10 protein-coding genes are annotated in these 13,404 nt (G+C 70.1%); 6 read left to right on the plus strand and 4 right to left on the minus strand.

Translation table 11 applies throughout. From position 1 onward, the window contains the following. Nucleotides 1–25: 25 nt before the first annotated feature. Genes AC1D0A_RS16810 through AC1D0A_RS16820 form a run of 3 tightly spaced genes read right to left on the minus strand, consistent with a single transcriptional unit; the run spans nucleotide 26 to nucleotide 5,638 of the window. Complete coding sequence (locus AC1D0A_RS16810; protein WP_476946345.1) at nucleotides 26–1,687, minus strand: DUF5719 family protein; 1,662 nt, start codon at nucleotides 1,685–1,687, stop codon at nucleotides 26–28. Further along, the gene (locus AC1D0A_RS16815; protein WP_476946346.1) at nucleotides 1,680–5,066 is read right to left on the minus strand and encodes a glycosyltransferase family 2 protein; all 3,387 of its coding nucleotides are present in this window, start codon (nucleotides 5,064–5,066) and stop codon (nucleotides 1,680–1,682) included. The genes AC1D0A_RS16810 and AC1D0A_RS16815 overlap by 8 nt, the downstream gene beginning before the upstream one ends. Nucleotides 5,067–5,095: 29 nt before the next feature. Beyond that, nucleotides 5,096–5,638, minus strand: coding sequence for a WhiB family transcriptional regulator (locus AC1D0A_RS16820; protein ID WP_052355088.1), 543 nt, complete (start codon nucleotides 5,636–5,638; stop codon nucleotides 5,096–5,098). A 368-nt stretch (nucleotides 5,639–6,006) separates the two neighbouring features. Between AC1D0A_RS16820 and AC1D0A_RS16825 the strand changes: the two genes are divergently transcribed. After that, a complete protein-coding gene (locus AC1D0A_RS16825; protein WP_243179927.1) occupies nucleotides 6,007–6,711 on the plus strand; it encodes a TIGR03089 family protein in 705 nt (234 codons plus the stop codon). A gap of 33 nt (nucleotides 6,712–6,744) precedes the next feature. Here AC1D0A_RS16825 and AC1D0A_RS16830 read toward each other — a convergent pair whose 3' ends face one another. Next, complete coding sequence (locus AC1D0A_RS16830; protein ID WP_476942944.1) at nucleotides 6,745–7,311, minus strand: GtrA family protein; 567 nt, start codon at nucleotides 7,309–7,311, stop codon at nucleotides 6,745–6,747. A 268-nt stretch (nucleotides 7,312–7,579) separates the two neighbouring features. On the opposite strand from AC1D0A_RS16830, the gene AC1D0A_RS16835 reads away from it, so the two are divergent. The 5 genes from AC1D0A_RS16835 (at nucleotide 7,580) to AC1D0A_RS16855 (ending at nucleotide 13,345) form a co-directional block, all read left to right on the plus strand. Further along, complete coding sequence (locus AC1D0A_RS16835; protein WP_243180399.1) at nucleotides 7,580–8,728, plus strand: 5-(carboxyamino)imidazole ribonucleotide synthase; 1,149 nt, start codon at nucleotides 7,580–7,582, stop codon at nucleotides 8,726–8,728. Between the two features lie 83 nt (nucleotides 8,729–8,811). Continuing rightward, entirely contained in the window at nucleotides 8,812–9,336 is a 525-nt protein-coding gene (gene purE, locus AC1D0A_RS16840) for a 5-(carboxyamino)imidazole ribonucleotide mutase (RefSeq protein WP_223914232.1), read from the plus strand. Nucleotides 9,337–9,358: 22 nt separating this feature from the next. Continuing rightward, a complete protein-coding gene (locus tag AC1D0A_RS16845) occupies nucleotides 9,359–10,999 on the plus strand; it encodes an LCP family protein (protein ID WP_476946347.1) in 1,641 nt (546 codons plus the stop codon). 80 nt (nucleotides 11,000–11,079) lie between these two features. Then, nucleotides 11,080–12,369 (plus strand): mannose-6-phosphate isomerase, class I, encoded by a 1,290-nt coding sequence (gene manA / locus AC1D0A_RS16850; RefSeq protein ID WP_476946348.1) that lies wholly within the window; start codon nucleotides 11,080–11,082, stop codon nucleotides 12,367–12,369. A gap of 4 nt (nucleotides 12,370–12,373) precedes the next feature. Next, complete coding sequence (locus AC1D0A_RS16855) at nucleotides 12,374–13,345, plus strand: lipid II:glycine glycyltransferase FemX (RefSeq protein WP_243179943.1); 972 nt, start codon at nucleotides 12,374–12,376, stop codon at nucleotides 13,343–13,345. Nucleotides 13,346–13,404 lie beyond the last annotated feature (59 nt).

The raw sequence follows: 13,404 nt of genomic DNA on the forward strand, positions 1-13,404 counted from the left end.
AGCCTGCTTCCGACCTGCCCCGGGCCTAGTAGCCCAGCGTGACGGGGACTTGCCGTTGTCCTGCCGCTTCCGGCGCCAGCGCCACCGCGGAAATGTCCTGCCGGCCGTCCCGCGCCAGAACAAGTGCCCCGTATGCCGGATCCCCGGCGGCGGACACCACATAGCCCACGAGCGGCGAGCCGCCCACGTCAGCGGGGATCTTGATGGACACGGTGGTTCCGCCGGCAATGTCGGCGGTGCCCGCGGTCCGGATCTTGCCGTCCGCAGTGATCGGCGTGTAGGTCACGGTCGCCCGGCCGGCGGGGGCACCGAGAACGAGCTGCCGGTCGCCCGCGCGCGGAACCGCAACGATGTGCTGGCTGCCCAGCCGGGCCGAGGCGGCGGAAAACGCGATGTCCGCCGCGTCCCCGGCCTGCAGTCCCCGCGTGAGCCGGGCAGTGGCCGCGAACGAGACATCCGAGCTCGCCGCCACGGTGTAGGTCCCGGCCGGGACCCCGGCCAGGGAAACTTCCGTGACCGCGCCGGCCTTCGCCGTCACCACGCCGCCCCCGGGCAGCGCCTTCTGGCCGTCGGGACCATACAGCTTGATCTCGACCACGGCGTCGGTGGCCCCCGGCACGGCGACTTCGAGGGCCGGTCCGGCGTCGGCGAAGCCGGGCTTTGCCTTGAGCGCGGCCAGTGCCGCGGGATCCTGGATGTCGAGACCGGCGGCCACCTGGCTGACGGACGGGGCGGTGCCGGGGGTGATGAAGTCGACGCCGCCGGGAGTGAGGCCGCGGAGCACGCTTTGCTGGATCACGGCAGCCACCGGGCCGCCGGTGCTGCGGACCCGCACGCCGAGCCGTTCCTGTCCCGGCGCGAGCCCGGCCAGGATGATGGAGCGGGAGCTGCCGGGCGCCACCAGCAGGCCGCGGCTGCCGGGAGCCTGGATCGGGCCTTCGGAACCAAAGAGGTCCAGGCTCACGGTCGCCGGCGTGCTGGAGGCATTGGTCAGGTTCAGGACTGCCGACCGGCCGAGCGCCGTGTTGGCGCCGACCAGCCAGAGATCGTTGCCGGGCTGCTGGCACGCGGCGGCCGCGGAACCCTGGAGGTCGCCGTCCTCGGCCGTGTAGCTCAGGACGGCGCCGGCAGCCGCCTGGTGGTTGTTTTGGGCATCGGCGCTGAGGACGCTGATGTTGTCCACCTCGCGCTGGGGCAGGACGCCGGCGACCAGCACGGGCGTGCGGGCCGGGGGCGCGGAAGCTGCGGGCGCGGAAGCTGCGGGCGCGGCGCCCGGCGCGATTTCGGCGAGGGGGGCACCTTTGAGCGGGGCGAGCCGGCTGCCGGGGATGATGCCGGCGCTTGAGCCGAGCACGGCGGCGCTGACGGCTGTCTTCGCGGTGGCGGATTCCGGACTGAACTGGGGGTCGGTGCCCACGGGGGTGCCCTCAAGCAGCCGGGCCGGGCCCGGGCAGACCCCGACGCTGCTGCCGGCCGGAACCGCGGCGACCGGGGCCTCGAGCTGCCTGCTGGCGGGGTTCTGGGGCGTCAGCGACGCCGCCGATACCAGGCCCCCGCCCGCGGCAACGAGGGCGACCGCGGAGAGGATGCCGCCGATCACTCCAGCCCGCGGCAGGCGCCCCTTCCGCGGCGACGGACCCGTCGCGGCCTCCGTTTGGGTTTCTTTTTCGTTGTCGCCCTTAGACATGCTGAGGTTCCTTACGCAGGGAGGCTTCGTCCCTGGACAGGCCGGTGTTGGACCGGCGGGCAGGCATGGGCACGGCGAGGAGGACGGTCAGCCCGATCATCACGGCCTGCGCAATCCCAATCAGGACCGCCCACGGCGCTTCGTAACGGATGCTCAACTGGCCGCCCTGGGCCGGCAGGGTGAAGGCCTGCGACCATCCCGACGTCGTTGAGGTCAGGCGGCGCCCGTCAAGCCAGGCGCTCCAGCCCGGATCGGCCCGCTCGGCGAGCACCACCAGGCGGCCCTCGGGGCCGGCCGGGACCGTGCCGGCCGCCGAGACTTCTTCGGAAGGGAGCAGTCCGATGGCGGCGCCGCTGCCGTCCACTACCCGGACCCGGTGCGCGACGTCGGAGTCCGTGATGCCGGGCCGGTCCTGCGGGCTGACCCGCCAGAGCCAGCCCGTCCCCGTCTGTCCGACGGCAACAAGTCCGGGAACTGCGTCCATGCGGCTGGCCGTCAATTCGGAGGCTGAATCGGCAACCCGGAGAACGACAAAGCCGACGCCGAGCCGCTCGAGGTCTTCCCGCGGATCCACGCCTTCGCCGGCGACGATGGTGGCCACGACGTTCCGGAGCGATCCGGCGACGGCGTCGTCGTCGCGGACCGTCTCCTGGCCCGGCGCTCCCAGGATGCCGCGGGCGGCGGCGATCGTTGAGAGTGCGTCCAGGGTTGTCCCGGCTCCGCGCATGAGTGTTGCGTCGAAGCTTCCGTCCTCGTTGCTGGCAATCAGGAGCGTCCTGGACTGTTCCGGGCCCTCGCCGCGGTCAACCGCCGTGGCGGGCAGCGTGCGGGCCTGGGCAGGCTGGACGAGCCTCGGGGTCCCGAGACCGGAGTGTCCCGCGGTGGCTGCCGGTGCCTGTGTTGGTGTCTGCGACGTAGGCTGCAGCAGGTTTTGTGCGGTCCACACGGTGAACCCGGCCAAGGGGGCGGCCAGCAGCAGGACCATGGATGCCGCGGCCGTGCCGCGGATCAGGACCTTCCGTGCCAACCCGGTACCGGCGGTCCGGTCGGCGGCGTCCAGGAGCCCTTCGGCTCCGATCAGGGCAGCGCCCAGGAACGCGAACGCGGCCGCCGAAACGGCGGGGCCGGGGAACGGCGTGACCAGGACCTCGTCGCTGGCGCCGGAGGCGACATGCCCGGCGAGCCAGCCGCCGGCCAGCATCAGGACGGCCACGGCCCACAGGCCCCGTGCCGTCCGGGTGCGTCCGGCCAGCACAAGCCGGCGCGGCATGAAGAGTGCGGCCAGGGCCAGCAGCAGCACCGGCAGCCCGAACAGCAAGGCCAGCAGCAGTGCCCACGGCAGACCGGCCGGCCCGGCGGAACCGGCGGCGGACCCGCCGAAGGCGGTGAGCCCGGTGAGTCCGGCGCCGGCGTCGAAGTTCAGTGGCTGCCCCAGGGCCTGTTGCCACAGTGGGGCGGCGTCGAAACCGAGCGGCAGGCCCGGGTCGGCAAGGAGCGCCCGCGGCCGGTCCAGGACCGAGAAGGCGAAGGGCAGGAACAGTGCCAGGCTGGGCAGGAGCGCCCACCACACCGTGCGGCCGCGCCGGCCCAACAGCACGCCGCAGAGGGCCACGACGGCCATGGACGGCAGCAGCAGCGAGGGCGCCGCGGCGGTGACGACGGCCAGGGCGAGGCCCGCGGCGGCGGCAGCCGTCCACGACGGCGTCCCGTTGACGCCGGGACGGGCGGCCGGCGTGGGGATGGGCCGTCCCTGTCCCGGGGCCGGGACGGCATGGATGCCGCGGCCCGCGGCCGTGCCGGTCGCGCGGAGCAGCGCCAGGACGACCACCGGGATCATGACGTGCGCGACCAAGGCGCCGAGCCGGCCCTGGTTCAGGGACACCTGGAGTGCCGGCGCCGCGGCCCACAGCAGGGCGGCCGCAAGGCGCAGCCTCCGGCGGGCAGTCAGGGCGTCGGCAGCGAACCACGCGCCCAGCGCAGACAGCGGCATGGCGAGGATCAACAACCAGCCCACGCCGCCGTTGGCATCGCCGGCACCGAGCACACCGAGCACCCACAGCAGGTAGCCAAAGGGGTCGCCGTGGCCCGGAAGGCCCGCGTTCAGACTGATCCACCAGGTGGAGGCATGGTTCCAGATTTCGGAGAGGCGCAGTGAGACGGGGATCAGCGCGCCGCCGGAGACGGCCGGGGCCCGGAACAGGCTAAGCAACCCTGTCAGGGAGACCGCCAGGGTCAGGAGTATGGCCAGCACCGCACCGCTGCCCACCCACCCGCGGTCCGGGGTGGCGATGGCGGCGAAGTCGTCGGTGTTCCCGGTGGGCTGCTCGGCCAGCGGACCGGCACCCGTCAATTCGCTGCCGAAGTCGTCGGCGCCGAGCGCCTCAATCAGGGAGCGCCGGTGCGCCCAGACCTCACGGCGCGGCGTCTGCAGTCCTTTCATGACGGAGCGCCGGATCCGGCGCGTGCGCGCGGCATTGCGGCGTCCGCGGACCACCGCCGCCGGGCGGCCCAGTGCGGCAAAGGTCGCCAGCAGTTGGGAGAACCCGTGCCCCGGGTCCTTGACCGCAATGCTCAGGACGAGTTTGAAGAGGCTGCCCAGGAGGGCGCCGGCCGCGTGCAGCGGAACTTTCCAGCCGGCCGCGTGCTTGAGCCGCAGGTGCACCTGTGCCTTGCGTGCGGCCGTCGCGTTGCCAAGGGCGTGGGGACGGTGCGAGACATGGAACATCCGGGCGCTGGGGACCACCACCACGCGGTGCCCGGCGAGGCGGTTGCGCCAGCAGAAGTCGACGTCGTCGCCGCTTCCGGGCAGGGCCGGATCGAAGCCCCGGAGCTCCTCCCAGATGTCGCGGCGGACCAGCATGCCGGCGGAATTGACCGCAAAGGTATCGCTGCGGCCGTCGTACTGGCCCTGGTCGAGCTCGTCGGCGTCGATCAGCGTCAGCCGCTCGGCCCAGCGGCTCGTGGAGAGTCCGACGTCGATCAGCCGCCGCTCGGCATGCCAGTCCAGCTGCTTGCAGCCTGCCACCGTGACCGACGGCGCCCGTTCGACCGCGCGGAGGAGTTCGGCCAGGGCCTCGGGTGCCGGTGCGGCGTCGTCGTGCAGCAGCCAGATCCAGTCGGTGCCCGGCGCCGTGGCGGCGGAGCCCTCCGCAGGCCACGGCGCGAGGGCCTTGAGTCCGGCCATGACGGCTCCACCCATGCCGGACCGGGGCTGGTCGAAGACGGTGACGTTGGCCTTGCCCAGTTCCTGTTCAAGGAGGGCGGCAGAGTGGTCGCGGGATCCGGTGTCGACACCGATCACGGCGTCGGCGGGCCGTGTTTGGGCCGCCAGCGCCGCAAGGGTCCTGGGGAGAAAATCACCGCCGTCGTGGGAGACCACGACGGCGGTGACTCGTACTTCTTGAAGAATTAGACTGCTCGCTTCCTAAGCCGGCGCCGCTCGCGCTCGGAGAGGCCTCCCCAGATCCCGAAGCGCTCGTCGTTGGACAAGGCGTACTCGAGGCACTGGGAACGCACGTTGCAGGCGCCGCAGACTTTCTTGGCGTCGCGGGTGGAGCCGCCCTTTTCGGGGAAGAAGGCTTCGGGATCAGTCTGGGCGCACAGGGCATCGGTCTGCCAGCCGAGCTCGCCCTCGTCGTCGAAGTCCTGCCGGGACGGCAGTCCGATCCAGACTGGCTGCCCGGCGGTACCGGAACCGGGCGAATGGAGCTCCATCGGCGGGTCGAGGGGATCGGTGTCATGATCCGGGCCGGACAGGAGCTCGTCGTGCGCTGCGAGGAAGGCCGTGGCGGCCTCCTGCAGGGAATCCTTGGTGTGTTCGTTATAGCGGTCAGCTGCGTCCGGATCCGCCGGATCTACGTACCAGTCAGTCGGCACGCCGCGTGACCGGTATTTCGCCGTGGCCTGGCCGGCAACTACGGCATCTTCATGGATACGCTCTGCTAGCCCCATGGCGTCCCCCTCCTGATTTGCAGCCACTGCAAGACCCCCTTGGACACTCGGTTGAGTGCCGGTTTTGTGCAGTGGCTTTAGATAACTAATTACACGCGTGTAAGTATCCGGGAGTCAAGCCACGGCGGAGATAATAATCAACTTGATACACAAAGTGGAGGCACGCCACGCCCGGAATTTTTTCGCCTGTCCCGCGAGAACCCGCGGAATAATCAGGGTACTGAGCACTTTTGGGGCTTTTCATTGAATTTTCGGGAAATTTTCCCGCGCCCTGCGCGGACCCCGCCGAACACGGGGCCGCCGGGGTGACGGACGTCACGGAGCCGGGGGCTGATTGGCCGTGACAACAGCCGTGGCAAGATGAGGGCATGAGCATTCCGGCAATCGACCTGATGACAGCGCTGCGCTCCGGCCAGGCCACGGCGCCCCGGCTGACCTGGTACGGCCCCGATGCGGAACGGGTTGAACTCTCTGGCCGCGTGCTGGACAACTGGGTCGCGAAGACTTCCAACCTGCTGCAGGACGAACTCGACGCCGAACCGGGCATGCGGCTGCGCCTGGACCTGCCCGCGCACTGGAAGTCGGTGATCCTGGCCCTCGCGGCCTGGCAGCTTGGCATGGAAGTGGTCTTCGACGACGCGGAGGCGGACCTGCTGGCCACCGCGGACCCGGGTCCGGGCGCTGCCGCGGGCGGGTTCGACGCCGTCCTGGCCGTGTCGTTGCCGGCACTGGCCATGCGGTGGACGGGTGAACTGCCCAGCGGCGTCCTCGACTATGCCGCCGAGGTCCGCTCCCACGGCGACATTTTCATGCCCCACGTGGATCCGGAGGCGGAACGTCTCGCCGTCCGCACCTCCGACGGCGCAGTCCATGCGCACGGGGCGCTCCTGGACGGTTTTGCCGCGGCCCAGGACCCCGGACTGCGGCTGCTGGTTCCCGCGGCCGACGGCCTCGAAACCGTCCTTGCGCAGTCATTGGGGACCTGGAAGGCCGACGGTTCCGTGGTCCTGGTGCACCCCGAGGTAGTGGTGACCGGCAAACTGCGGGACGCCGAGCGCATCAGCGGGGACTGATCCCCTGGCACTGACTTCCGGGACGGCGGTTCCTTAGGCCGGCGGGCCGGGCAGTTCCGAATCGTTGACGCGTTCTCTGACGGCCGACGTGGCAACGGGCTGGGAGTGCGGGTGCCGTTCGATGATCTCGTGGTCGTGCGAGAACTCCGGCTCTGCGTCGAGTTCCTGGTTGAACACCAGGAAGCGGTAGGCAAAGAACCGGACCACGGTCGCGACCAGGATGCCGACCACCCCGGCCAGGAAGAGCATGTTCTTGTCGGTGACTCCCATGCCGTACTTCGCGACGGCGGTCAGGCCGGTGGAGATACCGATGCCGATCCCGTTGATGATGAGGAACATCACGAACTCGCGCAGCACGTTGGCCTGCCGGCGGTGCCGGAACGTCCAAAAACGGTTCGCAACCCAGGAAAAGACCGTCGCCACGCTGGCCCCGAAGAAGCGGGCCTTGGCCTCGCTGTCGGTCATGGGACCGTGCATCAGGTAAAACGTCAGTCCGTTGTCGATGACGAACGCGATGCCGCCGACGGCACCGAACTTGGCCACTTCGCGCCAGAACAGCGAGGCAAGCCCGCGCATGCGCTCGTTAAGTGTAGTAATCATGACCCTCCGTGGCCTTCTGGAACTGTCGGCCATTGGGCCAAACGCCCATTTTAGCGCCGTTTCCCGGGAGTTCGCCCGCAGCGGCCACTCAGACGGCTCCCTGCGGACCCGGCGGCGGGCGCCCGGCGCGCGGGTGCGAAACCCCCGTCCCGGCACCGTTCCCGCGCTTGCCAATCCCCAAAAGCCGGGTTCCCGTGAGGTTTTCGGTAGGCTGGGACTTGTGACTTTTCCTGTAATCGGTGTTGTTGGCGGCGGCCAGCTTGCCCGCATGATGGCCCCTGCCGCGACCGCCCTGGGCTTTGAGCTCCGTGTTCTCGCCGAAGGCGAGGACGTCTCCGCAGTCTCTGCCGTGGCTAACGCCCCGGTCGGCGACTACAAGGACCTGGAGCATCTGCTCGAGTTCTCCCGCGGGCTCGACGTCCTGACCTTCGACCACGAACACGTCCCCACCGCCCACCTGCGGTCCTTGATCGGTGCCGGCGTGAACGTCCATCCCGGCCCGGATGCCCTGGTCAACGCCCAGGACAAGCTGGTGATGCGCGCCGCGATCGACCGGCTCGAGCTTCCGAACCCCACGTGGGCCTCCGTCGCCAATGTCGCGGACCTCGTCGCCTTCGGCGAGCAGACCGGCTGGCCGGTGGTGTTGAAAATGCCCCGCGGCGGCTACGACGGCAAGGGCGTGCGCATCGTGTCCTCGGCAGAGGACGCGGAGGCCTCCGCCGACTGGTTCGAGGCCATGTCCCCCCTGCTGGCCGAAGCCAAAGTGGAATTCAGCCGCGAACTCTCGGCCATGGTCGCGAGGACGCCGGACGGTGAAACACGGGCATGGCCGGTGGTGCACACCATCCAGGTGGACGGGGTGTGCGATGAAGTCATTGCCCCGGCCCTGGACATCTCCGTCGATGTTGCCGCAGCCGCGGAAAACGCCGCGGTCCGGATCGCCGGCGAACTCGGCGTGACCGGTGTCATGGCCGTCGAACTCTTCGAGACCCCGGGCGTGGGCGCAGGCTTCCTGATCAATGAACTCGCCATGCGCCCGCACAATACCGGGCACTGGACCCAGGACGGCTCGGTGACCAGCCAGTTCGAGCAGCACCTGCGGGCCATCCTGAACCTGCCGCTGGGCGCCACTGACCTGCTGGGGCCGGTCGTGGTGATGAAGAACTTCCTCGGCGGCGCCAACCAGGACCTCTATTCCGCCTTCCCCGCCGCCCTCGCGAGCGAGCCGGCGGCGAAGGTGCACTGCTACGGCAAGGCCGTCCGGCCCGGCCGGAAGATCGGCCACGTCAACCTGGTCGGGACCTCAGCCGCCGACGTCGACTCCGTACGGCAGCGGGCCACCACCGTGGCCGACATCATCCGGAACGGCCGGGCCCACGCCGGCGCAATGCCGGCAACTTCCGAGGAGACCGCATGAGCACCGCACCCAGCCCCAAAGCCAACGAAGCGGGAACCCCCCTCGCCGGCACCCGCGCGGACACCCCGCTCGTTGGCCTCGTCATGGGCTCGGATTCGGACTGGCCGGTCATGGAAGCCGCCGCAGAAGCCCTCGCCGAGTTTGGAATCCCGTTCGAGGCCGACGTCGTCTCGGCCCACCGGATGCCCACGGAGATGATCCGCTACGGCCAGACGGCCCACGAGCGCGGTCTTCGCCTGATCATTGCCGGCGCCGGCGGCGCCGCGCATCTTCCCGGCATGCTGGCCTCGGTCACTCCCCTGCCGGTGATCGGCGTCCCCGTGCCGTTGAAGACCCTGGACGGCATGGATTCCCTGCTGTCCATCGTGCAGATGCCGGCAGGCGTTCCGGTCGCCACCGTCTCGATCGGCGGCGCGCGCAACGCCGGCCTCCTGGCTGTGCGCATGCTGGCCTCGGGCACGGATGAACTGGCAGTCCAGCTCCGGGCGGACCTCCTGGAGTTCGCCCAGGAGCTGAATGACGTCGCAACCAGGAAGGGCGCGAACCTGCGGCACAAGGTCAGCGAAGTGTTCGCCGCCGGAAACGTCACCCCGCGTAGCGGCAATTAAGGCAGCCATTAGGAATCCCGGCATGAGCAGCAGCTACGCCCCCACACACCGCCCTGAGCAGTCCGGGCGGGCACTGGGCGATCCGGTCCGGCACCCCTCCGGCGCCCCGTCCCCGGTGCTCACCAAGCGGGCGTTCGTCCTGATCCTCATGACGCTGCTGGTTCCCGGCAGCGCCCAAACCGTCGCGGGCAACCGCCGGCTTGGCCGGGCCGCGCTGCGCGTGACCTTTACGGTCTGGGCGCTGGCCCTGCTGGCCGTACTGCTCCTGCTCGTGTCCCGCTCCACGCTGATCAACCTCCTCACCGGCACGGCGCCTTCGCTCTTGCTGGTGCTCGGCTTCGCCTGCCTGGCCATCGGCTGGGCCGCCCTGTTCCTGAACACCTTGCGGCTGATCCGGCCCGGGATGCTGGCGCCCAGGATCCGTCCCGCGGTGGTGCTGGCGCTCGTGCTGGCCATGATCCTCAGCAGCGGATCCCTGGGCTACGCGGCCTATCTGCTCAATGTCAGCCGCAACGCCATCGGCAGCATCTTCTCCGGCTCCGGCCCCACCCTTGAGCCGTCCGAGGGCCGGTACAACTTCCTGATGATGGGCGGCGACGCCGGAGCGGACCGCACGGGCCGCCGGCCGGACAGCCTCTCGGTGATCAGCGTCGATGCCAAGACCGGCAGCACGGCGATCATCTCCGTGCCCCGCAACCTCCAGAACGCCCAGTTCAGCGCGGAGTCGCCGATGCGCCAGGTGTACCCGGATGGCTACAACTGCGGCGACGAATGCCTGATCAACGCGATCAACACCGAGGTCACCAACCAGCACCAGGACCTCTATCCCGGGGTGGCCGACCCGGGGGCGCAGGCCACCCTCGAAGCGGTGTCCGGAACGCTGGGCATCAAGGTCCAGGCCTACGTGCTCGTGGACATGGACGGTTTTTCCAAGCTCATCGACGCCATGGGCGGCATCCGGATCAAGGCCGGCGGCTGGGTCCCCATCAGCGGGCCGATGGTGGATGAGGCCAACGGCATCCACGGCATGCCGGACGGCTGGATTCCGGCGGGAGACCAGACGCTCGACGGCTTCCACGCCCTCTGGTACGGCCGGTCCCGGGAATTCGTGGACGACTATGCCCGCATCCAGCGCCAGCAGTGCGTGCAGCAGGCGATGCTGAAGCAGCTCGACCCGGCAACACTGCTGGCTAAGTTTGAGGACATCGCCAAGGCCGGCACCAAGGTGGTCGAGTCGAACATCTCCTCCGGCCAGCTCGGCAGTTTCGTGGACCTGGCCATGAAGGCCAAGGGACAGGACGTCAGCCGCCTGACCATCGGTCCGCCGGACTTCGACGCCGCCTTCTCCACGTCCCCGGACTTCGACGTCATCCACGCGCGGGTGGCCAAACTGCTGGCCAGCCCGTCCGCCGGCGCCGCAGCTGATGACAACGCCGTTGACGATGCGGTCCTGCAGCCCGGAACGGCCGCGGGGCCGGTCTCCGCCGCCGGCCCCGTCCCGGCCACGGATCCCCCGCCCGCGCCGTCGGACTTCACCCCCGTGACCACCACGCCGGACGGCGAGCCGATCACCGAAGAGATGCTGAACCAGTTCAAGCGCAACGGCGACGAGCAGTCGATCCGCGACCTCGTCGCCACCAACGGACAGTGCGCACCGCTCTAACCCCGGCAGCAGCCTTGAGCGCAGCAGTGCGACCACATTTCTTTGACGAGACATTTCATTGATCAGACAGGGACCAGGCCATGTACGAACTTGAGAACGTCCTCCGGCCCTACGCCTGGGGCTCCCCGACGGCCATCGCCGGGCTGCTGGGCAGGCCGGCTTCCGGCGGTCCCGAAGCGGAGCTTTGGATCGGCGCCCACCCGGACTCCCCGTCCGTCGCGCTGACGCCGGCGCCCGGCGGTGCCGGCCGGCACGCACCCGCAGCGAACGACGGCGGACGGCTGCCGCTGGACGCCCTGATCGCCGAGGATCCGGAACATTGCCTGGGCAGCGCGAGCGTGGCCGCTTTCGGTCCGCGCCTGCCGTTCCTGCTCAAGGTCCTCGCGGCCGAGGCGCCCTTGTCCCTGCAGGTGCACCCGACGCTCACCCAGGCCCGGGAGGGCTTCGCGCGCGAGGAAGCCGCCGGCGTCGACCCCGCCGCGACGGAGCGCAACTACAAGGACGATAACCACAAGCCCGAAATGATCTTCGCGCTGACTCCGTTCGAGGCCCTCTGCGGGTTCCGGCCGGCTGCGGAATCCCGTGCGGTCTTCCAGCATCTGGCGGCGTGCTTCGAGCTCGCCGGGCTGGAGCTGCCGCCGCTGGTCCCGCTGCTGCTCGAGGATCTGGCGCAGCCGGACGAACCCGCGGGCCTGCGCTCCGCCTTCGAACGCCTCATCACCGGCGACGGGGACGTCGCCGAGGCGACGGCGACGATCGTTGCGGCCCTCGTCTCCGGTGCCCCGATGGCCGGGCACGAGGCGGAACTGTCCACCGCGGTGAGACTGAACGGCCGGTACCCCGGAGATCCGGGCGTGCTGATCTCCCTGCTGCTGAACCGGATCTCCCTCGCCCCCGGTGAGGCCGTGTACCTCCCGGCCGGCAATGTCCATGCCTACCTGCACGGCCTCGGCATCGAGGTCATGGCGTCCTCGGACAACGTGCTCCGCGGCGGGCTCACGCCGAAATTCGTCGACGTGCCGGAGCTGCTGAAGACCGTGGCGTTCGAGGCCGTCGCCGTGCCCATGCTCCCCGCCGAGACCACCATGCTGGGCCAGGAACTCTTCCGGCCGCCGTTCCGGGAATTCCAGCTGCAGCGAATTGTTGTGGCGCCCGGCGCGGAGCCCGTCCCGCTGGCGCAGTCCGGTGCCGCCGTCGTCATCGTCACCCACGGCTCCGTCCGCCTCGACTCCCCCAAGGGCGAGCTGCGGCTGGAACGGGGCGCCAGTGCCTTCTTGCCCGCCGCCGAGGCACCGGTCAACGTCCACGCCGTCTCCGGCGCCACCGGCCCCGCCCTGGCATTTGCCGTCACCACCGCATTGGAAGCCTGACACCATGGACTATTTCCTGCAGAGCCCGCAGTGGGCACAGTTCCAGCGTTCGCTGGGACGCACCGTCCACGAACAGTCCGGGCCCGGGTGGCGCTTCCTCGCGGTCGAGGAATCCAATCCGGCCGGCAAACTGCTGTACTCCCCGTACGGCCCGGTCGCCGAGTCACTGGCAGCCTTCGACGCCGCGCTGGCGGCCCTGACGGACCTCGCCCGGAGCAGCGGGGCCGTGTTTGTCCGGGTTGAGCCGGTCACCGCAGGCTTCACCGCCGCCGAGGCCGACTCGGTACTCCGTAGCCGCGGCCTGCAGCCGGCGCCGGCCAGCCAACAGCCCGAGCTCAGCTGGATTGTGGACCTCGACCGGGATTTCAAGGAAGTCCTGGCGGATATGAAGCCGGCGAACCGGAACTTGTTCCGCAACATCCACAAGAAGGGCGTGACGTTCCGCTCCAGCCAGGACCCGGCAGAGATCGCCGTCCTCCTGGAGTTCTTGCACATGACGGCCGCGCGCAACGGCTTCAAGCCGCAAAGCGACAAGTACCTGACCCAGGTGGCCCGCTCGCTGATGCCGGCCGGCGCGGCGACGCTGTTCATCGCGGAGCTCGACGGCCACCCCATCGCCGCAGCCCTGGCCTACGACTCGGCCGACACCCGGACCTACGCGCACGCCGCCCTGGACGACACCCACCGCAAGCTCAGCGCGGGCATCCCCCTGCTTGTCACCCTGATCGCGGACGCCCAGGCGAAGGGCCTGAAGCACGTGGATCTCTGGGGCGTGGCGCCGGAGGACCAGCCCGACCACAAATGGGCCGGGTTCACGGCGTTCAAGAAGTCGTTCGGCGGCCGCGGGATCGCGTATCCCGGAACGTGGGACCTGCCGGTCCGGAAGGTCCGCTACGGCAGCTACCAGCTGGCCCGCAAAGGCGCCCAGCTCGCGAAGAAGCTGCGCGCCCGGTCCCGGGCCCTCGCTAACCGCTAAGGGCCCAGCAGGCGGCACCGGCTACCGGGTCACCCCGGCCAGCCGGGCCGGCGTGCCCC

The organism is Arthrobacter sp. P1_D4, from assembly GCF_056406115.1.

What these genes read in the sequence shown, in the direction of transcription:
- purE (WP_223914232.1), top strand. Translation starts at nt 8,812, where the DNA reads ATGGGCTCGGATTCGGACTGGCCGGTCATGGAAGCCGCCGCAGAAGCC.
- manA (WP_476946348.1), top strand. Translation starts at nt 11,080, where the DNA reads ATGTACGAACTTGAGAACGTCCTCCGGCCCTACGCCTGGGGCTCCCCG.
- AC1D0A_RS16855 (WP_243179943.1), top strand. Translation starts at nt 12,374, where the DNA reads ATGGACTATTTCCTGCAGAGCCCGCAGTGGGCACAGTTCCAGCGTTCG.
- AC1D0A_RS16820 (WP_052355088.1), bottom strand. Translation starts at nt 5,638, where the DNA reads ATGGGGCTAGCAGAGCGTATCCATGAAGATGCCGTAGTTGCCGGCCAG.
- AC1D0A_RS16835 (WP_243180399.1), top strand. Translation starts at nt 7,580, where the DNA reads ATGATGGCCCCTGCCGCGACCGCCCTGGGCTTTGAGCTCCGTGTTCTC.
- AC1D0A_RS16810 (WP_476946345.1), bottom strand. Translation starts at nt 1,687, where the DNA reads ATGTCTAAGGGCGACAACGAAAAAGAAACCCAAACGGAGGCCGCGACG.
- AC1D0A_RS16825 (WP_243179927.1), top strand. Translation starts at nt 6,007, where the DNA reads ATGAGCATTCCGGCAATCGACCTGATGACAGCGCTGCGCTCCGGCCAG.
- AC1D0A_RS16845 (WP_476946347.1), top strand. Translation starts at nt 9,359, where the DNA reads ATGAGCAGCAGCTACGCCCCCACACACCGCCCTGAGCAGTCCGGGCGG.
- AC1D0A_RS16830 (WP_476942944.1), bottom strand. Translation starts at nt 7,311, where the DNA reads ATGATTACTACACTTAACGAGCGCATGCGCGGGCTTGCCTCGCTGTTC.